22 protein-coding genes and 1 riboswitch are annotated in these 22,951 nt (G+C 69.6%); of the genes, 7 read left to right on the forward strand and 15 right to left on the reverse strand.

Annotation, left to right across the window (positions count from 1 at the left end; all coding sequences use genetic code 11):
* Positions 1 to 10 precede the first annotated feature (10 nt).
* The 3 genes from ACFVGW_RS08000 to ACFVGW_RS08010 all read right to left on the reverse strand — a co-directional run bounded on the left by ACFVGW_RS08000 (position 11) and on the right by ACFVGW_RS08010 (position 2,938).
* Positions 11 to 1,039, reverse strand: coding sequence for an NlpC/P60 family protein (locus ACFVGW_RS08000; protein WP_385851249.1), 1,029 nt, complete (start codon positions 1,037 to 1,039; stop codon positions 11 to 13).
* Positions 1,040 to 1,295: 256 nt separating this feature from the next.
* Complete coding sequence (locus ACFVGW_RS08005; RefSeq protein ID WP_385851250.1) at positions 1,296 to 2,660, reverse strand: NYN domain-containing protein; 1,365 nt, start codon at positions 2,658 to 2,660, stop codon at positions 1,296 to 1,298.
* A 35-nt stretch (positions 2,661 to 2,695) separates the two neighbouring features.
* The gene (locus ACFVGW_RS08010) at positions 2,696 to 2,938 is read right to left on the reverse strand and encodes a hypothetical protein (RefSeq protein ID WP_260228851.1); all 243 of its coding nucleotides are present in this window, start codon (positions 2,936 to 2,938) and stop codon (positions 2,696 to 2,698) included.
* Between the two features lie 156 nt (positions 2,939 to 3,094).
* Here ACFVGW_RS08010 and ACFVGW_RS08015 point away from each other — a divergent pair, with 156 nt between their 5' ends.
* Positions 3,095 to 3,844: a rhomboid family intramembrane serine protease gene (locus ACFVGW_RS08015; RefSeq protein ID WP_383293282.1), complete on the forward strand. Its 750-nt coding sequence runs from the start codon at positions 3,095 to 3,097 to the stop codon at positions 3,842 to 3,844.
* Entirely contained in the window at positions 3,841 to 4,122 is a 282-nt protein-coding gene (locus ACFVGW_RS08020) for an Lrp/AsnC family transcriptional regulator (RefSeq protein WP_017238849.1), read from the forward strand. Before ACFVGW_RS08015 ends, ACFVGW_RS08020 begins: the two co-directional genes overlap by 4 nt.
* A gap of 47 nt (positions 4,123 to 4,169) precedes the next feature.
* Here the strand turns inward: ACFVGW_RS08020 and ACFVGW_RS08025 are convergent, their stop codons facing one another.
* From ACFVGW_RS08025 to ACFVGW_RS08050, 6 genes are all read right to left on the reverse strand, one after another.
* The gene (locus ACFVGW_RS08025; protein WP_385851251.1) at positions 4,170 to 5,594 is read right to left on the reverse strand and encodes an aminotransferase class V-fold PLP-dependent enzyme; all 1,425 of its coding nucleotides are present in this window, start codon (positions 5,592 to 5,594) and stop codon (positions 4,170 to 4,172) included.
* Positions 5,595 to 5,784: 190 nt separating this feature from the next.
* Positions 5,785 to 5,901: riboswitch (SAM riboswitch) on the reverse strand.
* A 77-nt stretch (positions 5,902 to 5,978) separates the two neighbouring features.
* Positions 5,979 to 7,043 (reverse strand): anthranilate phosphoribosyltransferase, encoded by a 1,065-nt coding sequence (gene trpD, locus ACFVGW_RS08030; RefSeq protein WP_385851252.1) that lies wholly within the window; start codon positions 7,041 to 7,043, stop codon positions 5,979 to 5,981.
* A 128-nt stretch (positions 7,044 to 7,171) separates the two neighbouring features.
* Entirely contained in the window at positions 7,172 to 8,797 is a 1,626-nt protein-coding gene (locus ACFVGW_RS08035; RefSeq protein WP_385851253.1) for a cytochrome bc complex cytochrome b subunit, read from the reverse strand.
* Entirely contained in the window at positions 8,794 to 9,846 is a 1,053-nt protein-coding gene (locus ACFVGW_RS08040) for a Rieske 2Fe-2S domain-containing protein (RefSeq protein WP_383229193.1), read from the reverse strand. Before ACFVGW_RS08040 ends, ACFVGW_RS08035 begins: the two co-directional genes overlap by 4 nt.
* Positions 9,843 to 10,652: a c-type cytochrome gene (locus ACFVGW_RS08045; RefSeq protein ID WP_385851254.1), complete on the reverse strand. Its 810-nt coding sequence runs from the start codon at positions 10,650 to 10,652 to the stop codon at positions 9,843 to 9,845. Before ACFVGW_RS08045 ends, ACFVGW_RS08040 begins: the two co-directional genes overlap by 4 nt.
* A 67-nt stretch (positions 10,653 to 10,719) precedes the next feature.
* Positions 10,720 to 11,340: a heme-copper oxidase subunit III gene (locus ACFVGW_RS08050; protein ID WP_385851255.1), complete on the reverse strand. Its 621-nt coding sequence runs from the start codon at positions 11,338 to 11,340 to the stop codon at positions 10,720 to 10,722.
* A gap of 177 nt (positions 11,341 to 11,517) precedes the next feature.
* Here ACFVGW_RS08050 and ACFVGW_RS08055 point away from each other — a divergent pair, with 177 nt between their 5' ends.
* The gene (locus ACFVGW_RS08055; RefSeq protein ID WP_352189323.1) at positions 11,518 to 11,919 is read left to right on the forward strand and encodes a hypothetical protein; all 402 of its coding nucleotides are present in this window, start codon (positions 11,518 to 11,520) and stop codon (positions 11,917 to 11,919) included.
* A gap of 41 nt (positions 11,920 to 11,960) precedes the next feature.
* Here ACFVGW_RS08055 and ACFVGW_RS08060 read toward each other — a convergent pair whose 3' ends face one another.
* From ACFVGW_RS08060 to coxB, 4 genes are all read right to left on the reverse strand, one after another.
* Positions 11,961 to 13,214 (reverse strand): Ig-like domain-containing protein, encoded by a 1,254-nt coding sequence (locus ACFVGW_RS08060; protein ID WP_385851256.1) that lies wholly within the window; start codon positions 13,212 to 13,214, stop codon positions 11,961 to 11,963.
* Positions 13,215 to 13,333: 119 nt separating this feature from the next.
* Positions 13,334 to 13,732 carry a cytochrome c oxidase subunit 4 gene (locus ACFVGW_RS08065; RefSeq protein WP_385851257.1) on the reverse strand — a complete coding sequence of 133 codons (399 nt, stop codon included), beginning with the start codon at positions 13,730 to 13,732 and terminating at the stop codon, positions 13,334 to 13,336.
* Positions 13,729 to 15,465, reverse strand: a complete 1,737-nt coding sequence (ctaD, locus tag ACFVGW_RS08070) for a cytochrome c oxidase subunit I (RefSeq protein WP_385851258.1) — start codon at positions 15,463 to 15,465, stop codon at positions 13,729 to 13,731. Before ctaD ends, ACFVGW_RS08065 begins: the two co-directional genes overlap by 4 nt.
* Positions 15,462 to 16,427 (reverse strand): cytochrome c oxidase subunit II, encoded by a 966-nt coding sequence (gene coxB, locus ACFVGW_RS08075; RefSeq protein ID WP_352189327.1) that lies wholly within the window; start codon positions 16,425 to 16,427, stop codon positions 15,462 to 15,464. The genes ctaD and coxB overlap by 4 nt, the downstream gene beginning before the upstream one ends.
* A 284-nt stretch (positions 16,428 to 16,711) precedes the next feature.
* On the opposite strand from coxB, the gene ACFVGW_RS08080 reads away from it, so the two are divergent.
* A complete protein-coding gene (locus ACFVGW_RS08080; protein ID WP_385851259.1) occupies positions 16,712 to 18,094 on the forward strand; it encodes a cysteine desulfurase/sulfurtransferase TusA family protein in 1,383 nt (460 codons plus the stop codon).
* 31 nt (positions 18,095 to 18,125) lie between these two features.
* Here the strand turns inward: ACFVGW_RS08080 and ACFVGW_RS08085 are convergent, their stop codons facing one another.
* A complete protein-coding gene (locus ACFVGW_RS08085; RefSeq protein WP_352189329.1) occupies positions 18,126 to 19,100 on the reverse strand; it encodes a carbohydrate kinase family protein in 975 nt (324 codons plus the stop codon).
* Positions 19,101 to 19,232: 132 nt separating this feature from the next.
* Here ACFVGW_RS08085 and ACFVGW_RS08090 point away from each other — a divergent pair, with 132 nt between their 5' ends.
* A complete protein-coding gene (locus ACFVGW_RS08090; RefSeq protein ID WP_383229199.1) occupies positions 19,233 to 19,439 on the forward strand; it encodes a hypothetical protein in 207 nt (68 codons plus the stop codon).
* Between the two features lie 101 nt (positions 19,440 to 19,540).
* Positions 19,541 to 21,016 (forward strand): hypothetical protein, encoded by a 1,476-nt coding sequence (locus tag ACFVGW_RS08095; protein WP_385851260.1) that lies wholly within the window; start codon positions 19,541 to 19,543, stop codon positions 21,014 to 21,016.
* Positions 21,017 to 21,097: 81 nt separating this feature from the next.
* On the opposite strand, the gene ACFVGW_RS08100 is transcribed toward ACFVGW_RS08095, so the two are convergent.
* Positions 21,098 to 21,454 carry an iron-sulfur cluster assembly accessory protein gene (locus ACFVGW_RS08100; RefSeq protein ID WP_018848827.1) on the reverse strand — a complete coding sequence of 119 codons (357 nt, stop codon included), beginning with the start codon at positions 21,452 to 21,454 and terminating at the stop codon, positions 21,098 to 21,100.
* A 262-nt stretch (positions 21,455 to 21,716) separates the two neighbouring features.
* Between ACFVGW_RS08100 and nadA the strand changes: the two genes are divergently transcribed.
* Positions 21,717 to 22,898, forward strand: coding sequence for a quinolinate synthase NadA (gene nadA / locus ACFVGW_RS08105; RefSeq protein ID WP_385851261.1), 1,182 nt, complete (start codon positions 21,717 to 21,719; stop codon positions 22,896 to 22,898).
* Positions 22,899 to 22,951: the final 53 nt, after the last annotated feature.

A 22,951-nucleotide genomic window follows, 5' to 3' on the forward strand; every position in this document is an offset into this window, starting at 1 on the left:
GGCGGACGCGTCAGATGCGCACGCCGAACTGGAAGGTGCCCATGTAGCTCATGGACTCGTAGCGGACCGAGGCGCCCGGCTTGGGGGCGTGCAGGATCTGCCCGTTGCCCGCGTACAGACCCACGTGCGACAGGCCGTTGAAGAAGACCAGGTCGCCCGGCTTGAGCTGGCTGCGGCCGATCTTCACGCCGTCGTTCTGCTGGGTGTAGGTGGTGCGGCTGATCCCGACGCCGGCCTGGCGGTAGGACCACTGCGTCAGCCCGGAGCAGTCGTACGAGTTGGGGCCCTCGGCGCCGGAGACGTACGGCTTGCCGATCTGCGTGGCGGCGGCGCTGAGCGCGGCGGCACCGCGCTGCGAGGCCGGGACCTCGTTGCCGAGGTCGACGCGGTCGCCGGCGGCGCGGCTGGCCCGCTGCTCCTCGGCCTGCATCTTGGCGCGCTCGGCGGCGGTGAGGGTGTTGAGCAGCTTCTGCGCCTCGGCGAGCTTGCCCTGGTAGGCCTTCTTCTTCTCGCCGAGGGTCTTGCGGACGTCCTCGAGGTCGGCGAGCTTCGTCGTCGCCTCGGCGCGCTGCTGGGCGAGCGTGCGCTGCTTGGACTGGATCGACTGGAGCACGTCGGCCTGCTTGGCGCCGAGCTGGTCGATCGCGGACGCCTTGTCGAGGTAGGTGTCCGGGTCGGAGGAGAGGAAGAGCTGGAGCGCCGGGTCGATGCCACCGGAGCGGTACTGCGCGCTGGCGACCGAACCGATGTTGTCCCGCAGCGTGTTGAGCTCCTGCTGGCCGCGCGCCACCTTGTCCTGAAGGGCGCCGATCTCCTTCTGCAGCTTGCCGCGGCGCTCCTCGGCCAGGTTGTACTGCTCCGTGGCCTCCTCGGCCTCGTGGTGCAGCTTGTCGACCTTCGACTTGACGTCGTCGATCTTCGGCTTGGGAGCGGCCTGGGCGCCCGACTGGACGGAGAGCGCGACGGCCGCGGCGGCGGTGGCGGTGAGCACGGTCACGCGGGTGCGGCTCGGCTGCTTGGGACGACGGTGGGACGCCACGAAGGCGATCTCCTTCTTCCTCGAGCCGCCCAACCAGGCTGCGGCAGGCGGTTTCTCCGCTGCCATCCCGGATGGATGATCAACCGCGCGGAGGTTCGAGGCCTGACCCTAGTGACCATCTTGTGATCAGTTCAAATCCTCATGAGCAAAATCTCGCCCACGCAGCACTTTATTTACACACATCACACGGGTAGTAACGGTGACTTGACCGTGCGCCCTCCAGAATTCGGGCATTAGGCCCAGGAGTTACGAGACATCACGAGGCGCGCGAAAGCCGCTTCAGCAACAAGGCGGACGCGACCGGCCGCGCGCCGGCCTTGGCGACCCCGTCGGCCACCTCGCGGTCGGTGGAGACCACGACGACCGGACGGCCCGGCGGCTCGGCGCGCACCAGCTGGCGGATCAACTCGTCGGCCGTCACGCCCGGCTTGGAGAAGAGCACCCGCACCCCGCGCGGCGGCGCGAGGAGCACCGGGGCCGCGAGCTCCGCCCCGTCGAAGACACAGGTGACCTCGGCGCCCGAGCGGGCCGCGAGCGTGGAGAGCCCGCCCAGCAGCCGCAGCCGCTGCTTCTCCAGCGGCATGGTCGGATAGCCGGTCTTGGTGACGTTGTAGCCGTCCACGACCAGATGCGCCTGCGGCAGCGCCAGGAGCTGGTCCAGGAGCGCCGGGTCGGTCTCGGAGAGTGCGCGGGCGGCGATGTCCTTCGGCGACATCCGTCCGGGCTCCACCGCGTCGACGGTGTCGGCGGGGTGGACGGAGACGGGCGGCAGGGCCAGTTCGCGGCGCAGCCCCTGCGCGGCGTCGAGCACCGTGTCGAGCAGCAGCCGCAGCCGCATGTCCTCCACCGAGCGCCCCTCACGCGCCGCCCGGCGGCTCGCTTCCAGGGCCGCCTCGACCTCGCCGAGGCGGGCCTTGAGGCGACGGGTCTCGCTCTCCGCGGCCGAGACCTGCGCCGCCGCCTCCGCCTTGACCGTGTCGATCTCCGCGTGGGTGCGGCGCAGCGCGGCCTCGCCACGCTTCACGTCGCTCTGCGCGCTGCGCAGCTTGCGGTGAAGCGATTCGGCTTCCCTGCGCGCCGCCTCCAGATCGTGGCGCAGCTCCTCGGTCTCCGCACGGCCGCGCTCCCTGGCGGCGGCGACCTCCTCGCGCAGCCGCTCCAGCTCGCGCCGGCCGGCCTCGTCGGCGCGCTCGGCGTCGGCCCGCTGGGCCTCCTCGCCGGCGGCGGCGACCAGCTTGACCCAGCCGGTGGGGCGCAGCACATAGGCGGCCGCGGCGACGTCGACGGGGTCGGCGGCGGCGGGCGGGGCGCCCGTCTCGACGGCCCCCGCCAACTCGGGCTGCGCCTCCTTGAACCGTTCGCCGATCCGCTGCCGGAACAGCGGATCGCTCTCCAGAGCGGCGGCCATGGCGTTGCCCGCGAACTTGGCCCGCCGGCTCGCGGTGAAGCGGGCGTACTGCCTCAGGGGCGCCGGGAGCTCCGCGACGGTCAGCCCGCCGAAGGCGTCCGAGACCAGCGCGACGACCCTCCGCCGCACACCGTCCGGCAGCGGGCGGTCGAGCGCCTCGGCAGCGTCACCTGCCGCGCCGGCCGGTTCACCACCGCGCGCGGGCTGCTCCACGTTGCGTCACCCCATCGTGTTGCGCACCGCCGCCGTCAGGAAGCGGTGCCGGGCCTGTCCACCAGTTCGATCTGGTCCACCGCGTTGCACCAGCGGCAGCGGACCGACTCGATGGTCTCACTGACCACCTCGCGCTCCTCGACCTTCGGCTCTCCCGCGAGATCCAGATGGACGTACTCGACGACCTTGGAGGACCGGGTCACATCGAACCGGGTCAGGTTGCCGCACAGGGTGCAGCGCCAGCGGGTCTCGGCGGTCGGCAGGGGAACCGTCGTCATCGTGCCGTCCTCTTTCATGTGCGTGATGCGGATGCGGGTGCCGCGGTGCGCCATTGAACTGCGGAGGTACTGCCCGTAACCCTACGGCCTCGCGGGTACCCCGTGTCGCGGCGAGGCACTCTGTCCAGGTCGGCCCCGTTACGCCATGATCTGTCCATGATCGACAGGCGGCGAATCGCATGGCGGGAGGCGGCGCTCGGGGCGTGCCGGGGAGCCTGGAGCGGACCCACGGTGACGTATGCCCTGATCGCCGCCTGCTGCCTCACGTTCCTGATCAGCCCGGTGTCGGGCCTCGATCCCTCCTACGGGACCGGGGACAGGGCCCTGGCGGCGCAGAGCGCGTACTTCCACCGCTGGGGGGTCGTGCCCGCCGAGCTGATGAACGGTGAGCCGGGCACGCTCGTCACCCCGCTGACCGCCCTCTTCGTCCACGGCAGCTGGCTGCACCTGCTCGGGAACATGCTGTTCCTGTTCGTCTTCGGCGCGATGGCCGAGGAGCGGATGGGTGCGCTCGGCTTCGCCCTCTTCTATGCCGGCTGCGGCTACCTGGCGCTGCTCGGCTACGCGGCGGCGTACGCGAGCAGCGAGCAGACGCTGGTCGGGGCGTCGGGGGCGATCTCGGGGGTGCTCGGGGCGTTCCTGTACCTCTTCCCGCGCTCCCGGGTGACGAGCCTGTTCCCGTTCCTCTTCTTCCTGCCGCTTCGGTTTCCCGCCTGGATCGTGCTCGTCTTCTGGTTCGTGCTCCAGTGGCTCGCGGCCCGGTCGGCCGGGGCGGGACCCGGCGTCGCCTACCTGGCCCATGTGGTGGGCTTCGCCGTCGGCTTCCTCTACGCCTGGGGCCGCTACCGAGGTGGGGATACAGTGAAGTCCCCAGCTGCGGCGACCGAGGGAGAAAGCCAGCCGTGATCACCGCGATCGTGCTCATCAAGACCAGCGTGGACCGCATCCCCGAGATCGCGGAGTCGATCGCCGCGCTCGACAGCGTCAGCGAGGTCTTCTCGGTGACCGGTACGTACGACCTGATCGCCATGGTCCGTGTGCCCCGGCACGACGACCTCGCGGACGTCATCCCCGGCCGGATCAGCAAGATCCCGGGCGTCGAGGCGACGGACACGCACGTGGCGTTCCGGACGTACTCCCAGCACGACCTCGAAGCGGCCTTCGCGATCGGCCTGGAGTCCTGACGAAGGGGGCTCCGACAGGAGGCCCCCTTCACCCGTACGAGTGAGTGTCAGCCGCGGTCCGGGACGCAACGGCCGTCCTCGGTGCGGTACTTCCACTGCGCGCCGTCGCGGACGAGCTCCTTCACGGCCCGTACGAAACGCTCCACGTGCTCGTCGGGCGTACCGGCGCCGAAGCTGACGCGGATGGCGTTGAGCGACTTCTCGCCGGGCGCGGCCTCGGGGGCTCCGCACTCGCCCTGGGTCTGCGGGTCGCTGCCGAGCAGGGTGCGGACGAGCGGGTGGGCGCAGAAGAGGCCGTCGCGGACGCCGATGCCGTACTCGGCGGAGAGCGCGGCGGCGAAGTGGGAGCTGTTCCAGCCCTCGACGACGAAGGAGAGGACGCCGACCCGCGGGGCCTCGTCGCCGAAGAGCGAGAGCACCCTGACCTCGGGGACCTCGGCGAGGCCCTCCCGGACGGTGGCGACGAGGTGCTGCTCACGGGCGACAAGGGAGTCGAACCCGGCCTCGGTGAGCGCCTTGCAGGCGGAGGCGATGGAGTAGACGCCGATGACGTTCGGCGAACCGGCCTCGTGGCGGGCGGCGGTGGTGTGCCACTCGACGTCCACTCCCCCGTCGGTACGGCGGGCCACCTTCTTGGACGCGCCGCCGCCGGCGAGGTACGGATCGGCTTCCTGGAGCCAGTCGGCGCGGCCCGCGAGGACTCCGGAGCCGAAGGGGGCGTACAGCTTGTGGCCGGAGAAGGCGACCCAGTCCACGTCCAACTCCTTTACGGAGACGGGGTGGTGGGGCGCGAGCTGGGCGGCGTCCAGGACGATGCGGGCGCCGTGGGCGTGGGCGGCGGCGGCCAGTTCCCGCACCGGCCACAGCTCGCCCGTGACGTTGGAGGCGCCGGTCACGCAGACGAGCGCCGGGCCGTAAGGGTCGCGGTCGGCGAGGGCACGCTCCAGGGTCTCGACGGCCTGGGCGGGCGTGCGGGGGGCGTTGAGGTACGTGACGCGCGCGTCCCGCCACGGCAGGAGCGAGGCGTGGTGCTCGGTCTCGAAGACGAAGACCTCGCAGCCGGCGGGGAGCGCGGCGGCGAGCAGATTGAGCGAGTCGGTGGTGGAGCGGGTGAAGACGACCTGGTCGCCGGGGCGGCAGTCGAGGAACTCCGCGACGGTGACACGGCTGCTCTCGAAGAGGTCGGTGGAGAGCTGCGAGAGGTACCCGGCGCCGCGGTGGACGCTGCCGTAGTACGGGGCGTAGGCGGCGACGTCGTCCCAGACCCGCTGCAGGGCCGGCGCGCTGGCGGCGTAGTCGAGCGCGGCGTAGGTGACCTCGCCCCCGGTCACGAGCGGAACGGTGACGTCCCGTCCGAGGACCGGGAGCGGGGCGGCGCAGCAGGGGTCGCCGGCCTCGGAGCCGGTGGTGGCGGAGGGGACGGCGGTCGTGGCGGCGGTCGTGGGGGCGGCGGCGTGCGGGTACGCGGACATGGCGGTATCTCCTGAGCGGAAAAGGCAGCGAAGGGCCCGCGGGGCAGCACGAAGGAGGGTGCCTCACACGGGTGTTGCCTCGACGTACGGTGTGCGTACGGAGGGTGGGGAAACGGGGCCGAAGGGCCCTAGCGCATTCGCTTGCTCACGAGACTGCTCCCTTGAGGACCAGGACCCCAGGGTGTGCAGGGGTCCGCGCTTGCCGCGGACCTTGCTGTCCACGGCCTGGTCTTCACCCGGGGCACCCCGCCACGGACGGAGGGTTGCCGGACAGCCAGCCGGGGCTTCATGGCTGTCACTCATGACCTGGCACTGAACGTATGCCACGTGATCGCCGGCGCGCAACCCCGTTCCGGATGGCGGAACGGGGTGCGCGCGGCACCGCTATCTGTTGCTGGCCGCGACCCAGCGCTCCAGTGCCTGCCTGGCCGCGCCCGAGTCGATCGACTCGGCCGCCCGCGCGATTCCCTCGCGCAGCTGCTCCACCAGGGTGCCCGCGCCCGGCTCCAGGGCCGTCAGCGCGGCTGCCGAGTTGAGCAGCACCGCGTCCCGTACGGGACCGGTCTCGCCCGCGAGCAGCCGGCGGGCGACATCGGCGTTGTACGAGGCGTCGGCGCCGCGCAGCGCCTCCACCGGCACGAGTTCGATGCCGGCGTCCCGCGGGTCGAAGGACTCCTCGCGCACCGCGCCGTCCCGTACGACCCACACGCGTGAGGTGGCGGTGGTCGTCAGCTCGTCCAGGCCGTCGTCGCCGCGGAAGACCAGCGCGGAGGAGCCGCGCTCGGCGAGCACGCCGGCCATGATCGGGGCCATCCGGGCGTCGGCCACCCCGGTCGCCTGTGCCTTGACGCGGGCGGGGTTGGTGAGCGGACCGAGGAAGTTGAACGTGGTCCGGATGCCCAGTTCCTTGCGGGCCGCGGCCACATGGCGCAGCGCCGGGTGGAACTTCACCGCGAAGCAGAAGGTGATCCCGGCCTCCTCCGCGACCTCGACCACCCGCTGCGGGGTGAGCTGCAGGTTGACGCCGAGCTTCTCCAGGACGTCGGAGGCGCCGCTGGCGCTGGAGGCCGCGCGGTTGCCGTGCTTGACGACCTTCGCGCCGGTGCCGGCCACGACGATCGCCGACATGGTGGAGATGTTGACGGTCTTCGCGCCGTCGCCACCGGTGCCGACGATGTCCACCGAGGGGCCGGGCACCTCGATCACGTTGGCGTGCTCGTACATCGTCCGCACGAGGCCGGAGATCTCCTCGACGGTCTCGCCCTTGGCGCGCAGGGCCACGGCGAATCCGGCGATCTGGGCGTCGGTGGCCTCGCCGCGCAGGATGCGGTCCATCGCCCAGGCGGTGTCCTCGGCGCTCTGGTCGCGGCCGGTCAGCAGGCCGTCCAGGACGGTGGGCCAGGAGCGACCCGCCGACGTAGGTCCTCCAGCGGGGGTCGCAGCGCTCATGGCAGCTCCTGATCAGTGCGTGACGGTGACGACTCCACCCTATCGAGCAACGGGGACGGCAAAGAGCCCCGTCCATCGAATGGACGGGGCTCCCGCTGTGGCGACCTCAGGTCGAATGGATCAAGTGATCAGTGGTGGCCGTGGCCGCTGGTGATCTCCTTGTACTCCTCGACGGTCGGCTTGGCGATCTGGCTGTCCTCGCCGTAGTAGCTCTTGCTGAGCCTGACGCGGAGCTTCTCGATCCGGCCGACCTTGCGCTCGACGCCGTTCTCGTCGACCAGCGGGCCGATCTCGGCCGGCGCGTTCTGCTCGTGCGCCGTGAGGCGGTACAGCTCGCCCTGGCTGAGCGGCTGGTGGACCTCGACGAACTCACCGTGCGGCAGGCGCTTGATGATGCCGGACTCGCGTCCGTGCAGCACCTTGTCGTGGTCGCGACGCTGCAGGCCGAGGCAGATCCGCTTGGTGAAGACGAACGCGAGGACCGGTCCGAGGAAGAAGAAGATCCGGACGAACCAGGTGATCGAGTTCAGCGACAGGTGGAAGTGCGTGGCCCAGAGGTCGTTTCCACCACCGATGAGCATGATCATGTACGCGGTGATCCAGGCGACACCGAAGGCGGTGCGCGTCGGAGCGTTGCGCGGGCGCTGCGCGATGTGGTGCTCGCGCTTGTCGCCGGTGATCCACGACTCGATGAAGGGGTAGACCGCGATCGCCGCGAGGACCGCGGGGAAGATCGCCAGCGGGATCATCACACCCAGGACGAGCGTGTGGCCCCAGAGGTTGATCTCCCAGCCCGGCATCACACGGATCAGACCCTCGGCGAAGCCCATGTACCAGTCGGGCTGGGCGCCGGTCGACACCTGGTCCGGACGGTACGGGCCGAGCGCCCAGATCGGGTTGATCGAGGCGATCGCCGAGATGACCGCGATGACACCGAAGACCAGGAAGAAGAAGCCTCCGGCCTTGGCCATGTAGACCGGCAGCAGGGGCATGCCCACGACGTTCTTGTTCGTACGGCCGGGGCCCTCGAACTGCGTGTGCTTGTGGTAGAAGACCAGGATCAGGTGGGCGACCACCAGACCGAGCATGATGCCGGGCAGCAGCAGGACGTGCGCCGAGTAGAACCGGGCCACGAAGTCGCCGCCGGGGAACTCCCCGCCGAACAGGAACATCGACAGGTACGTGCCGATGACCGGCACGGACAGGATCGCGCCCTGCATGAAGCGGACACCGGTGCCGGAGAGCAGGTCGTCCGGGAGCGAGTAACCGGTGAAACCGGTGAACATGCCCAGGAAGAACAGCAGGAAGCCGAACAGCCAGTTGATCTCACGCGGCTTGCGGAACGCGCCCGTGAAGAACACGCGCATCATGTGCACGAACATGCCGGCGAGGAAGATCAGCGCCGCCCAGTGGTGGATCTGCCGGATGAGCAGGCCACCGCGCACGTCGAACGAGATGTGCATGGTCGAGTTGAACGCCTCGGACATCAGCTGACCCTGCAGCGGGACGTAGCTGCCGTGGTACTCCACCTCGTTCATCGACGGGTGGAAGAACATCGTCAGGTACACACCCGTGAGGATGATGATGATGAAGCTGTAGAGGCAGATCTCACCCAGCATGAAGGACCAGTGGTCCGGGAAGATCTTCCGCATGTTGGCCTTGGCCAGGGAGTAGATCCCGAGACGGCCGTCGGCCCAGTCGGCGACCCGCTCACCGGCGGGTGCCTTCTTCTTCGAATCGGTCACAGTGCTCATCCGCGCTCCCAGAAGGCAGGGCCGACGGGCTCGGCGAAGTCGCCGAGCGCCTCCAGGTTGCCCTTGTCGTTCACACCGATCCGCAGCTGCGGAAGGGCGTGACCGGCCGGGCCGAAGATGACACGGGCGCCGTCGGAGAGGTCGAAGGTGGACTGGTGGCACGGGCAGAGCACGTGGTGCGTCTGCTGCTCGTACAGCGAGATCGGGCAGCCCACGTGGGTGCAGATCTTCGAGAAGGCGACGATGCCCTCGTGCGACCACTCGAGCTCGCGCTTGTCCTTGATGTCCTCCGGCTGAATCCGGACGATCATCAGGGCGGCCTTGGCGATCTGGACCTGGAAGTCGTGGTCGTGCTCGGACAGACCCTCGGGCATCGCGAAGGTCAGCGAACCGACCGCGACGTCCTCGGGACGCAGCGGCTCGTGCGTGTTCATGTTGATGAGCTGCTTGCCGTCGGCCCACAGGGTGGACCGGAGCTTCTTCTCGGGCAGCGGGCCCATGTCACGCAGCAGCACGAGACCGGAGAGCGGTACGAGCGACAGCGCGCCGAACATCGTGTTGCGGATCAGCTTGCGGCGGCCCATGCCGGACTCGGCGGCACCGGCCGCGAAGTCCGCCATGACCTTCGCCTTGGTCTCCGGCGGCGCCTGGATCGGGTGACGCTCGTCGGCGATCTCCACGTCGGACATCAGGGTGCGGGCCCAGTGGACCGCGCCCGCGCCGATGAAGAAGAGCGCCGCGCCGAGGGTGAGACCCAGGGCGAAGTTGAGCGCGCTCACCCGGCCGAACGGCCAGATGTAGACGATCTTGTCGACCGGGAAGATCACGTACGACGCGATGAAGCCGACGGTGGCCAGCATCGACAGCGTGAACATGAAGGCGACCGCGCGCTCGGACCGACGGGCGGCCCGCTCGTCGATGTCCTGGATGCGCGGCTTGTGGGGCGGAAGGCCCGGGTCCGCGAACGGGTCGTCGAGGACCTTCACCGCGCCGTGCGCGGTGTCCTGCTCAGCGGGCAGGTTCTCTTCTGGAATCTCTTGGCTACTCATGACTTCTTGGCCTTAGCGGTGTGGGCCGCGACCCAGACGGCAACTGCGATCAGCGCACCGAGACCGAAGACCCAGGCGAACAGACCCTCGCTGACCGGGCCGAGGCCGCCGAGCGAGAGCCCGCCGGGGTTGTCGGCCTTTTCGCCGTTGACGGCCTGGACGTACGCGATGATGTCCTTCTTCTCCTTCTCGGGCATGGTCGTGTCCGGGAAGGAGGGCATGTTCTGCGGGCCGGTCTGCATGGCCTCGTACAGGTGCTTCGGGCTCACGCCTTCGAGGTTCGGGGCGTACTTGCCGTGCGTGAGCGCGCCACCCTCACCGGTGAAGTTGTGGCACTGGGCACAGTTGGAGCGGAACAGGTCGCCACCACGGGCGATGTCGGCCCCGTCGGGGCTGTACTGCCCCTCCTTCGGCGTGATCGGGCCGGCACCGAGGGAGGCGATGTACGCCGCGAGCTGATCGATCTCAGCCTGCGAGTAGATGACCTTCTTCTTCGGCACCTGGGCGCCCGGCTGCTGGGCCGGCATGCGGCCCGTGCCGACCTGGAAGTCGACGGCCGCGGAGCCGACGCCTACCAGGGACGGGCCGTCAGAGGTGCCCTGACCGCCGGTGCCGTGGCAGCTGGCGCAGCCGACGGCGTAGAGCTTCTGGCCCTCCTCGATGGCGAGGGACTGGGCGGTTTCATCGGCCTTCGCCGTGCCCGCGGGCGCGAACGCGGCGTACAGCCCCCCGGTGGCCGCCAGCGCGAGGAGTAGGACGACGACCGCCGCCAGCGGATGGCGTCGTCGTGCGGAGAGCTTTTTCACGGATTACCCCGGTGTCAGGATCTTCTGCGTCGGTGCTTGCTGGATGTGCTCGGGTCCCGGGACCCGATTACTTGATCATGTAGATCGTGGCGAAGAGGCCGATCCAGACGACATCGACGAAGTGCCAGTAGTAGGACACGACGATGGCGGCGGTTGCCTGCTCGTGAGTGAACCTCTTGGCGGCGTACGTCCGGCCCAGGACCAGCAGGAAGGCGATGAGACCGCCCGTCACGTGCAGGCCGTGGAAGCCGGTGGTCAGGTAGAACACCGAGCCGTACGGGTTCGACGAGAGCGAGAGCCCCTCGTGCTTGACCAGCTCGGTGTATTCGAAGACCTGGCCGCCGATGAAGATCGCACCCATCACGAACGTGATGATGAACCACGTCCGGAGCTTCTTCACATCGCCCCGCTCTGCGGCGAAGACGCCGAGCTGACAGGTGAGGGAGGAGAGCACCAGGATCGTGGTGTTGGTCGCCGAGAACGGGAAGTTCAAGGCGTCGGCCTGTTCCGTCCAGAACTCGGGACCGGTCACCGATCGCAGGGTGAAGTACATCGCGAAGAGGGCCGCGAAGAACATCAGCTCGGAACTCAGCCAGATGATGGTTCCGACGCTGGTGAGGTTCGGTCGATTGACCGACGGGTGCGCGTGCCCGGTTTCTACTGTCGTTACTGTCGCCACGACCGACATTATGTCGGTCGCTTATCCCGCCCTCACTCCGGGGGGTGCCGTTCGGAGTGTCAGGGGCGTCTGTCCAGCCCGAACGGCCCATCGAAGTGGCCTCCCAACCGGTGTCGTACCGGTGTTGACGGGGTGTGGGACGGAGTAGCATCCCGCGCATCGGTTGATGACCTTCACGGAGGAACGATGCAGTCGAGCGCCACGGTCCTGGTCTACAGCGACGACGCGAACACGCGGGAACAGGTGCGCCTGGCGGCGGGTCGCAGGCCCGCGGCCGACGTTCCGCCGGTCGAGTTCATCGAATGCGCGACACTCCCGGCCGTGCTCAAGCGGCTGGAGGAGGGCGGCATCGACGCCTGCGTCCTGGACGGCGAGGCGGTGCCGGCGGGCGGCATGGGCGTCTGCCGGCAGATCAAGGACGAGGTCTTCCGCTGCCCGCCGGTGCTGCTCCTGATCGGCCGCCCGCAGGACGCGTGGCTGGCCACCTGGAGCCGTGCGGACGCCGCGGTCACCCTTCCGGTGGAACCGGTCGAGTTCGCGGCGTCCCTGGCGGCCCTGCTCCGCTCGCGCCTGTCGATCGACGCGTAGCAGAACCCGGCGAGTGAGAGGCTCCGGAGGCGAACCGAGCCTTAGACAAGGGGCCTCAGCCGGGTCGGGTCCGGCTGGTGGGCGGCGCTCTTGGTGTCCGCGACCAGGGCGCTGCCCTCGCGCCACTTGTCCCAGGTCAGGTTCCAGTCGCCGAAGCCGTTCCCGAACGGGTCCATCATGTCGCCGATGCTGTTGACGGTCTGCACGATGTCGCCCGGACGGACGGTCTCGAAGAACCAGGCCGCGTTCCCTGTCGACATGCCGACACAGCCGTGGCTGACGTTCGCGAACCCCTGTGAGCCCACGGACCAGGGCGCGGCGTGGACGTACTCGCCGCTCCAGGTCACCCGTGTCGCGTAGTAGACGGGCAGGTCGTACGACTCCGAGCTGCCCTCCGCGATGCCGACGCTGGTGCCGCGCATCCGGACGAAGTACTCCTTACCGAGGATGACTTTGATGCCGTTACGGGTGGAGAAGCCCGGTTTGCCGGTGGTCACCGGCATGGTCTTGATCACTTCTCCGTTGCGCCGCACGGTCATGGAGAACGACCCGGCGTCCGCGACGGCCTCGATCCGGTCGCCGATCGCCAGCTTGAGCGGCTTCGATTCCCCGCCGTACAGCTTGTCGCCGACCTTGACGCCCGCCAGGTTGGCGGTGGCCGTGACGGACGCGCCCGCGGGCCAGTACTCCTTCGGACGGAAGTGCAGTTTCCGGTCGTCCACCCAGTGCCAGGAGCCCTCGACGGCCGGGGTGGAGCGCACCTTCAGGGCCCGTTCGACGACCGCGCGGGCCTTGCGGTCCTTGACGGGGAGGCTGAGTTCGGCCGTGATGGGCTGTCCGACGCCGTACGTGCCCGCCTCCGGGCCGAACGCGACCGTCAGGGCCCCCTTGGCCGGGGCCGTCTCGAAGGTGAACGTGCGGGTGCCGGGAGCCCCGTCCTCGTCCTCCGTGGACACCTTGACGGTGTAGCTCGCGCCCGCCGTCAGGGAGCCCGTGGAGCGCCAGAGACGGCCGTCGGCGGTGAGTTCGCCGGCCAGGTGGTGCCCGGTCGCGTCGACGGCCGTCACGTCCGTGATGCGGCCGTCGACGCCCTTGGCCGTGATCTCCAGGGCCTTGTCCGGGTCGGCCTTCTTGCCGTCGGTGGGGGCGCTGAAGGCGACCTGCTCCGCCGCGTCGTAGGGCTTGGCGGAGAGCGGGTTGCCGTCGGTGCCCGCGCAGGCACCGGCGCCGGCGGTGACCAGGAGGGCCAAAAGGGTGCAGCTCAGAACAGTCCGAATGCGCGGCGTGTCGTTCATGACATCACCGTAAGAACAATCCTCGCGGCCAGCGCGTCGAGTACTGCAAACGAGGGGCCCGGACACTTCGGGTGACGAAGTGTCCGGGCCCCTCGGGGTGTTGCGGGTACCGCTACGGGCTACTGGTTCTGGTTCTCACCGCGGTAGAACTCGAACACCCAGCCGAACAGGCCGACCAGGATCAGCGGAGCCGAGAAGTACAGGATCCACCAGCCCATCGCGACGGCGAGGAAGGCGAGCGCGCCACCGATGGAGAGCGAGAGCGGCTGCCAGCTGTGCGGGGCGAAGAAGCCCACCTCGCCGGCCTCGTCCGCGACGTCGGCCTCCTTGTCGTCCTGCGCCATCGCGTCGACACGCCGGGCCGTGAAGGCCAGGTAGTAGCCGATCATGATGGCGAGGCCGAAGGCCAGGAAGAGCGCCGTGGTACCGACCGGCTCCTTCGACCAGACGCCGTAGAGGATCGCCATGGCGAGGATGAAGACGCTCAGCCAGATGAACATCTTGCCCTGGATCTTCACTTGCCGGCCTCCTTGCTGCCGGTGAGGGCCTCGGCCTCGTGCGGCTTGTTCTCGAGCTGGTCGAGAGCGGCGATCTCAGGGTGGTGCAGGTCGAACGCCGGGGATTCGGAACGGATCCGCGGCAGGGTGAGGAAGTTGTGCCGCGGGGGCGGGCAGGAGGTGGCCCACTCCAGCGAACGGCCGTAACCCCACGGGTCGTCGACCTCGATCTTCTTGCCGTACTTGGCGGTCTTCCAGACGTTGTAGAGGAACGGCAGGATCGACAGACCGAGCAGGAACGAGGAGATCGTCGAGATCGTGTTCAGCGCGGTGAAGCCGTCGGCCTCCAGGTAGTCCGCGTAACGACGCGGCATGCCCTCGGCACCCAGCCAGTGCTGCACCAGGAACGTGCCGTGGAAGCCGATGAAGAGCGTCCAGAAGGTGATCTTGCCGAGCCGCTCGTCCAGCATCTTGCCGGTGAACTTCGGCCACCAGAAGTGGAAGCCGGCGAACATCGCGAAGACCACGGTGCCGAAGACGACGTAGTGGAAGTGCGCGACGACGAAGTACGAGTCGGAGACGTGGAAGTCCATCGGCGGCGAGGCCAGGATGACGCCCGTCAGGCCACCGAAGGTGAAGGTGACCAGGAAGCCGATCGTCCAGAGCATCGGTGTCTCGAAGGACAACGAGCCCTTCCACATCGTTCCGATCCAGTTGAAGAACTTCACACCGGTCGGTACGGCGATGAGGAACGTCATGAAGGAGAAGAACGGCAGGAGCACGCCACCTGTGACGTACATGTGGTGGGCCCACACGGTCACGGAGAGACCGGCGATCGCGATGGTCGCGGCCACCAGACCGATGTAGCCGAACATCGGCTTACGGCTGAAGACCGGGATGACCTCGGAGACGATGCCGAAGAACGGCAGCGCGATGATGTACACCTCTGGGTGGCCGAAGAACCAGAAGAGGTGCTGCCACAGCAGCGCGCCACCGTTGGACGCGTCGAAGACGTGCGCGCCGAACTTGCGGTCGGCCTCCAGCGCGAAGAGCGCGGCGGCGAGGACCGGGAACGCCAGCAGGACCAGCACACCGGTCAGCAGCACGTTCCAGGTGAAGATCGGCATGCGGAACATCGTCATGCCCGGAGCGCGCATGCAGATGATCGTGGTGATGAAGTTGACCGAGCCGAGGATCGTGCCGAAGCCGGAGAAGGCCAGACCCATGATCCACATGTCGGCGCCGACACCCGGCGAGCGGACGGCGTCCGACAGCGGGGAGTAGGCGAACCAGCCGAAGTCGGCCGCACCCTGCGGGGTGAGGAAACCGGCCACCGCGATGATCGAGCCGAAGAGGTACAGCCAGTACGCGAACATGTTCAGCCGCGGGAACGCCACGTCGGGCGCGCCGATCTGCAGCGGCATGATCCAGTTCGCGAATCCGGCGAACAGCGGCGTCGCGAACATCAGCAGCATGATCGTGCCGTGCATCGTGAACGCCTGGTTGAACTGCTCGTTCGACATGATCTGCGTGCCCGGACGGGCCAGCTCGGCGCGCATGAAGAGCGCCATCAGGCCGCCGATGCAGAAGAAGACGAACGACGTGACCAGGTACAGCGTCCCGATCGTCTTGTGGTCGGTGGTGGTCAGCCACTTCACCACCACATTGCCGGGCTGACTGCGGCGTACCGGGACCTCGTTCTCGTACGAGTCCTCAGCCGCGGCCGCACCCTGGGGTTCGTTGAGGATGCTCACAGTTGGTTCTTCTCCGCATTCCTGGCCGGGTCCGTCTGCTCGATGCCCGACGGGATGTAGCCGGTCTGCCCCTTCTCCGCCAGCTCCTTCAGGTACTCCTGGTAGCGCTCCGGAGAGACCACCTTGACGTTGAAGAGCATCCGGGAGTGGTCGACACCGCAGAGCTCGGCGCACTTGCCGAAGAAGGTGCCCTCCCTGTTCGGGGTCACCTCGAAGACATTGGTGTGACCCGGGATGACGTCCTGCTTGAACAGGAAGGGGACCACCCAGAAGGAGTGGATGACATCACGGGAGGTCAGGACGAACCGGACCTTCTCGCCCTTGGGCAGCACCAGGGTCGGACCCGGGTTGCCGGTCTGCGGGTTCCGGTCACCAGGGATGCCGGCCTCGTAGACGCCGCCGGCGTTCGCCGGGAACTGGTCCTGGTACTTGTCCGGAATGGCGTCGAGGTTGGGGGCCGTCTGCGCGTCGCCCGTCACCCCGGGCACGTTCTCGATGTAGTTGAAGCCCCAGCTCCACTGGTAGCCGACCACGTTGATCGTGTGGGCCGGCTTGTCGGAGAGCGAAAGGAGCTTCGACTCGTCGCGCGCGGTGAAGTAGAAGAGCACCGACACGATGATGAGTGGAGTGACCGTGTACAGCGCCTCGATGGGCATGTTGTACCGCGTCTGCGGAGGTACCTCGACCTTGGTGCGGCTGCGCCGGTGGAACATGACGGACCACAGGATCAGCCCCCACACCAGGACGCCCGTGACGAGCGCAGCCGCCCACGAGCCCTGCCAGAGGGAGAGGATCGTGGGAGCCTCTTCCGTGACGGGGGTGGGCATACCAAGGCGGGGGAAGTCTTCCCAGTTGTACGAGCAGCCGGTGGCTGTCGCCAGGATCAGGCCCGCAGTCAGCACCTGCGGCAGCTTCCGCCGCATCGGGCGCCGCGACGAGCGGTCGGAGCCGTTGGGACTCACGTAGCGCCTTCCCGAGAGTCTCGGCCCGCGCTGGTCGGCTACGGCCGTCTCGCTGGTCGGTCGCCGCCCCGGCCGCGGGCAGGGGTTTGGATGTTTATGCGGACCAAACCCTACTGGACGCTATTTGGGGTCGCGCGGGGAGGGTGCCCAACGCGCCGTCCGACTCCCCGAAGGGGTGGACCCGCTCCCTCCGCAAGCGGGTCCCGGCCCCCGGACGTGCGGCGATCGACGGCCCGCGCGGGGCATCTGACGGGGGATTACGGAGCGGGGGCTAGCGTGGACGCGTGCCCTACTTCGACGCCGCGTCCTCCGCCCCGCTCCACCCCGTCGCCCGCCAGGCGCTGCTTGCCTCCCTGGACGAGGGCTGGGCCGATCCGGCCCGGCTCTACCGGGAGGGGCGGCGGGCCCGGATGCTGCTCGACGCGGCGCGGGAGGCCGCGGCGGAGGCCGTGGGCTGCCGCCCGGACGAGCTGGTGTTCACTCCTTCGGGGACGCGGGCGGTGCATGCCGGAATTGCCGGCGCGCTCGCGGGGCGTCGGCGTGTCGGGAGCCGGCTGGTGGTCTCGGCGGTCGAGCACTCCTCCGTACTGCACGCGGGCGAGGCGCACGCCGCGGCGGGCGGTTCGCTGACGGAGGTGCCGGTGGGCCGGTCAGGGGCGGTGGAGGCCGCGGCCTTCGCGGCGGCCCTGGAGCCGGGGACGGCGCTGGCCTGTCTGCAGTCCGCCAACCACGAGGTGGGGACGGCGCAGCCGGTCGCCGAGGTGGCGGAGGCGTGCGCGGCGGCGGGGGTGCCGCTGCTCGTGGACGCGGCGCAGTCGCTGGGGTGGGGTCCGGTGGAGGGGCCCTGGTCGCTGCTGGCGGCGAGTGCGCACAAATGGGGCGGTCCGGCGGGCGTCGGCCTGCTCGCGGTCCGCAAGGGTGTCCGCTTCTCTCCCCAAGGCCCTGCGGACGAGCGGGAGTCGGGGCGGGCGGCCGGTTTCGAGAACCTGCCGGCGATCGTGGCGGCGGCGGCGTCGCTGCGGGCCGTGCGGGCGGAGGCGGAGGCCGAAGGGGCGCGGCTGCGGGGTCTGGTGGACCGGATCCGGGCCCGGGTTCCGGAGCTCGTGCCCGATGTGGAGGTGGTGGGCGACCCGGTGCGCCGGCTCCCCCATCTCGTCACCTTCTCCTGTCTCTATGTCGACGGAGAGACGTTGCTCCACGAGCTGGACCGGGAGGGTTTCTCCGTTTCGTCCGGTTCGTCGTGTACGAGCTCGACGCTGACGCCCAGCCATGTGCTGCGCGCGATGGGGGTGCTGAGCGAGGGCAACGTCCGGGTGTCCCTGCCGGCGGGCACGGCGGAGGAGGACGTGGACCGTTTCCTCGCGGTGCTGCCGGGGGTGGTCGCGCAGGTACGGGAGCGGCTCGGCGCTCCGGAGGCGGTGACGGAGCCAGGCGTCTCGGGGTCGCTCGTGGTCGACGCGCTGGGCAAGCGCTGCCCGATCCCGGTGATCGAGCTGGCGAAGGTGATCGGCGACGTGCCGGTGGGGGGCACGGTCACGGTCCTCGCGGACGACGAGGCGGCCCGCCTGGACATCCCGGCCTGGTGCGAGATGCGCGGCCAGGAGTACGTGGGCGAGGAACCGTCCCCGAAGGGCGGGTCGGCGTACGTGGTGCGCCGGGTGGCGTAGGGGCTCCGCGCCGGGCGGAGCCCCTCCGGGGTCAGCTCAGGTGCGTCTGGACCTCGGCCGCGGCCTCGTCGCCGTACGCCTTGGTGAAGCGCTCCATGAAGTTCGCCCGGCGCAGCGTGTACTCCTGGGTGCCCAGGGTCTCGATCACCAGCGTGGCGAGCATGCAGCCGACCTGGGCCGCGCGCTCCAGGCTGACGCCCCACGCCAGGCCGGTGAGGAAGCCGGCACGGAAGGCGTCGCCGACGCCGGTCGGGTCGACCTTGGCGTCCTCCTCCGCACAGCCGACCTCGATGGTCTCGCCGCCCGCGCTCTCGATGCGCACACCGCGCGAGCCGAGCGTGGTGACCCGGTGGCCCACCCGGCCGAGGATCTCCTCGTCGGTCCAGCCGGTCTTGGACTCGATGAGGCCCTTCTCGTACTCGTTGGAGAAGAGGTACGTGGCGCCGTCCAGGAGCGTGCGGATCTCCTGGCCGTCCATCCGCGCGATCTGCTGGGAGAAGTCCGCGGCGAAGGGGATGGCCCGCGCCTTGCACTCCTCGGTGTGGCGCAGCATCGCCTCGGGGTCGTCGGCGCCGATCAGGACGAGGTCGAGGCCGCCCACGCGGTCGGCGACGGCCTTCAGCTCGATCTGGCGGGCCTCGCTCATCGCGCCCGTGTAGAAGGAGCCGATCTGGTTGTGGTCCTTGTCCGTGGTGCAGACGAACCGGGCGGTGTGCAGGACCTCGGAGATCCGCACCGAGCCGGTGTCGACGCCGTGGCGGTCGAGCCAGGCGCGGTACTCGTCGAAGTCGTATCCGGCCGCACCCACGAGGATCGGGTTGCCGCCGAGCTGGCCCATGCCGAAGCAGATGTTCGGGCCCACGCCTCCCCTGCGGATGTCGAGGTTGTCGACGAGGAAGGAGAGGGAGACCGTGTGCAGCTGGTCCGCGACGAGCTGGTCTGCGAACCGGCCGGGGAAGGTCATGAGGTGGTCGGTGGCGATGGAGCCGGTGACTGCGATACGCACGGCTGGGCGCTCCTGCGGGACGGAAAGGGGTTGACAGTTCACGCTACCGGCTGGAGGCTGTCCTGCCGAACAGTGGAAACTACCTCAGAGTAGGTCTTTTCCCTGGAGCCGTCGCGTGCGTACGGTGCGCGTATGTCCACGTACCCCGCTCCTCGTGAGCATCAGGAGTCCGAGTTCAGCCTGGCCCAGCTGTGCGGCGACAGTGCGCGGATGGCCCCCCACTGGGTGGTGCCCGCGGCCGACGCGCCCGACAGGGTCTCCCCCGCACGCATCCACGGCGTCGTCGTTCCGCCCGCCTCGGCGCGGCTGATCGCCGCCACGTCCGAATACGGCGCCTGAGCGACGGAACCACCCGCGCGCCCATTCCGTCCCACTGATGTCCTCCGGGGGATGTCTCCCGGAAGGATGCCTTCCAGGGGCAGGGACGAAGGAGCGATGCGGTGAGCGGTACGGAGAACCGGCGGATGCGGCACCGGCCGCTGCTCGTGGCCTCGGTGGCGACGGGCGTCCTGCTGGCCGGGGGCGGCGGGGTGTACCTCGCGACCACGGCCTCCGAGGCCGGTGACAGCCGGCCCGCGGGCGCGGCCGCTCCCCCGCCGCTGCGTCTGGACGCCAAGAACGGCACGGGCGGCGTGGACGGTACGGGCGGTACGGACGGCGGGCCCGGCATCGCGCCGGGCGAGCCCGACCCGAACGGCGGCGGAGCCGTCTACCGGGCCAGGGGCCCCCTGCCCGACGGACCCTCCTCGGCGGCGGTCCACCGGCCCGAGGGCCGCGTCACGTCGGCGGAGGTGACCCGGCTGGCGCAGGCCCTGGGCATCCCGGGCGCGCCGCGCCTCCAGGGCGGGGTCTGGAAGATCGCCCCGGAGAAGGACGGCTCCGGGCTGCGGCTCGACGTGTCGGCCGAGGCCCCGGGCAGCTGGACGTTCACGCGGTACGAGGGGGGTCCCGCCGGTGACACCTGCCTCAAGGGCAAGGCGTGTCCTCCGCCGGGCGAGGTGAAGCCCCCGAGCGGCGGGCCGGTGAGCGAGGCGGCGGCGAGGGCGGCGGCCACCCCCGTACTGAAGGCGATCGGCCAGGAGGACGCGAAGCTGGACGCGAGCCAGCTGATGGGGGCGGTACGGGTCGTGAACGCCGACCCGGTCGTGGGCGGGCTGCCGACGTACGGCTGGTCGACCGGGATCCATGTCGGCCCGGGCGGTGAACTGGTCGCGGGAAGCGGGCAGTTGAAGGAGCCGGCGAAGGGGGCCGAGTATCCGCTGATCGGCGCCGAGAAGGCCTTGGAGGAGTTGAACAAGGCGTCGTCCGGCCCCGGCTCGATCGGCATCGGCGGCTGCGCGACGGATCCGCCGGCCGGGGAGACGGCCGGGGAGACGACCGGGGAGACGACCGGCGAGGCACCGACGGTGACCTGCGAGCCGGGCGCCGAGCCGAAGGAGCTGAGCGTCACCGGCGCGACCCTCGGACTCGCGGCGCAGTTCGTGGACGGTGAGCGGGCGCTCGTACCGTCCTGGCTGTTCCGGGTGGAGGCGGAGGCCGGGGCGAAGCCCCACACGGTGGTACGGACGGCGGTGGCGCCGGAGCACCTGGCGCCCCCTGCCGAGCCGAGCCCCACGCCGACGCCGGACCCGGGCCAGGGCACGGCGCCCGTGCGGCAGATCCAGTCCTACCGGGTCGACGGCATCGGTACGAAGCTCTCGGTGACCTTCTGGGGCGGCGTGTGCAGCACCTACACGGCGACGGCCGGCGAGAGCGCCGACAAGGTCACCGTGCGCGTGACGGAGAAGGCGATGGACCCGGGCAGGGCGTGCATCGCCATGGCCGTCGAGGTGACCCGGACGGTGACGCTGGAGCAGCCGCTGGGCGGCCGGACGGTCGTGGACGCGCCGAGCGGGGAGCCCGTGCCGCGCCGGTAGGCGCGCGGACCGTGGCGTACGTACGAGGGCGGCCGCCCCGGGGATTCCGGGGCGGCCGCCCTCGTACGTACGGCTGACGACCTAGCTGAACGAGTCACCGCAGGCGCAGGAGCCCGTGGCGTTCGGGTTGTCGATCGTGAAGCCCTGCTTCTCGATGGTGTCGACGAAGTCGATGGAGGCGCCGCCCAGGTACGGGGCGCTCATGCGGTCGGTGACGACCTTGACACCGTCGAAGTCCTTGACGACGTCGCCGTCGAGCGAACGCTCGTCGAAGAAGAGCTGGTAGCGCAGGCCGGAGCAGCCGCCGGGCTGTACGGCGACGCGCAGCGCCAGGTCGTCGCGGCCTTCCTGGTCGAGCAGGGCCTTGACCTTGGCCGCGGCGGCGTCAGACAGGAGGATGCCGTCGCTGACAGTGGTCTTCTCGTCCGATACGGACATCTGCTTCTCTCCCGGGTTGTACGGAGACTGCTTGCCGACGGGTCCAACCGGCGGGGCCCCGGATTCATTCCGGGCGAGGCTCGGCTTTCACGTCTTTTCCCCTTCATGCTCGCACACCCGCCCGCGGAGCGGAGAACGGCAAGATCCGAACCGGGGACCGCGAATTCGTCACATCGACACTATGGACATCGTCAAAGTGACGTGAAGCGGTTATGATAGATAGCGTCATTTAGACGAAAAGCGTTGCCGCAGATAAGAAAGGGTGCGTGACGTGACCACCGCCCAGCCCCTGGACGTCCAGCCGACGCCGCTCGCCCTGCTGCTGCTCGGCCGCGAGGCCGATCCGAAGAGCGAGCGCGGAGTGGAGTGTCCCGGCGACCTTCCGTCGCCCTCCGACCCCGACCTGGTGGAGCGCGCCCGCGCCGCCAAGGAGAAGCTCGGGGACAAGGTCTTCGTGCTCGGCCACCACTACCAGCGCGACGAGGTCATCCAGTTCGCCGACGTCACGGGCGACTCCTTCAAGCTCGCCCGCGACGCGGCCGCCCGCCCGGAGGCCGAGTACATCGTCTTCTGCGGTGTGCACTTCATGGCCGAGTCGGCCGACATCCTCACCACGGACGACCAGAAGGTCGTGCTGCCCGACCTCGCGGCCGGCTGCTCGATGGCCGACATGGCCACCGCCGAGCAGGTCGCCGAGTGCTGGGACGTGCTGACCGAGGCCGGGGTGGCCGAGCAGGTCGTCCCCGTCTCGTACATGAACTCCTCGGCCGACATCAAGGCCTTCACGGGCAAGCACGGGGGCACGATCTGCACCTCGTCCAACGCCAAGCGCGCCCTCGACTGGGCCTTCGAGCAGGGTGAGAAGGTCCTGTTCCTGCCCGACCAGCACCTGGGCCGGAACACGGCGGTGCGGGACATGGGCATGTCGCTGGACGACTGCGTCCTGTACAACCCGCACAAGCCGAACGGCGGCCTGACCGTCGAGGAGCTGCGGAACGCCAAGATGATCCTGTGGCGCGGCCACTGCTCGGTGCACGGCCGGTTCTCGCTGGACTCGGTCAACGACGTGCGCGAGCGCATCCCGGGCGTGAACGTGCTGGTGCACCCCGAGTGCAAGCACGAGGTCGTCGCCGCCGCGGACTACGTCGGCTCGACGGAGTACATCATCAAGACGCTGGAGGCGGCCCCGGCCGGCTCGAAGTGGGCGATCGGCACGGAGCTGAACCTGGTCCGCCGCGTGGCCGGCGCGCACCCGGACAAGGAGGTCGTCTTCCTCGACAAGACGGTCTGCTTCTGCTCGACGATGAACCGGATCGACCTGCCGCACCTGGTGTGGGCGCTGGAGTCGCTGGCCGAGGGCAACCTGGTCAACCGGATCCAGGTCGACAAGGAGACGGAGAGCTTCGCGAAGCTGGCGCTGGAGCGGATGCTGGCGCTGCCGTAACGGTTCTCCCGTAGATGCGCCGAAGGGCGCCCCGCACAGATGCGGGGCGCCCT

It is taken from the genome of Streptomyces sp. NPDC127129 (genome assembly GCF_042671585.1).
Lineage (GTDB): Bacteria > Actinomycetota > Actinomycetes > Streptomycetales > Streptomycetaceae > Streptomyces.

What these genes read in the sequence shown, in the direction of transcription:
- ACFVGW_RS08100 (WP_018848827.1), bottom strand. Translation starts at nt 21,454, where the DNA reads ATGTCCGTATCGGACGAGAAGACCACTGTCAGCGACGGCATCCTCCTG.
- ACFVGW_RS08060 (WP_385851256.1), bottom strand. Translation starts at nt 13,214, where the DNA reads ATGAACGACACGCCGCGCATTCGGACTGTTCTGAGCTGCACCCTTTTG.
- ACFVGW_RS08055 (WP_352189323.1), top strand. Translation starts at nt 11,518, where the DNA reads ATGCAGTCGAGCGCCACGGTCCTGGTCTACAGCGACGACGCGAACACG.
- ACFVGW_RS08010 (WP_260228851.1), bottom strand. Translation starts at nt 2,938, where the DNA reads ATGACGACGGTTCCCCTGCCGACCGCCGAGACCCGCTGGCGCTGCACC.
- ACFVGW_RS08035 (WP_385851253.1), bottom strand. Translation starts at nt 8,797, where the DNA reads ATGAGCACTGTGACCGATTCGAAGAAGAAGGCACCCGCCGGTGAGCGG.
- ACFVGW_RS08050 (WP_385851255.1), bottom strand. Translation starts at nt 11,340, where the DNA reads ATGTCGGTCGTGGCGACAGTAACGACAGTAGAAACCGGGCACGCGCAC.
- ACFVGW_RS08040 (WP_383229193.1), bottom strand. Translation starts at nt 9,846, where the DNA reads ATGAGTAGCCAAGAGATTCCAGAAGAGAACCTGCCCGCTGAGCAGGAC.
- ACFVGW_RS08015 (WP_383293282.1), top strand. Translation starts at nt 3,095, where the DNA reads ATGATCGACAGGCGGCGAATCGCATGGCGGGAGGCGGCGCTCGGGGCG.
- ACFVGW_RS08025 (WP_385851251.1), bottom strand. Translation starts at nt 5,594, where the DNA reads ATGTCCGCGTACCCGCACGCCGCCGCCCCCACGACCGCCGCCACGACC.
- trpD (WP_385851252.1), bottom strand. Translation starts at nt 7,043, where the DNA reads ATGAGCGCTGCGACCCCCGCTGGAGGACCTACGTCGGCGGGTCGCTCC.
- ACFVGW_RS08090 (WP_383229199.1), top strand. Translation starts at nt 19,233, where the DNA reads ATGTCCACGTACCCCGCTCCTCGTGAGCATCAGGAGTCCGAGTTCAGC.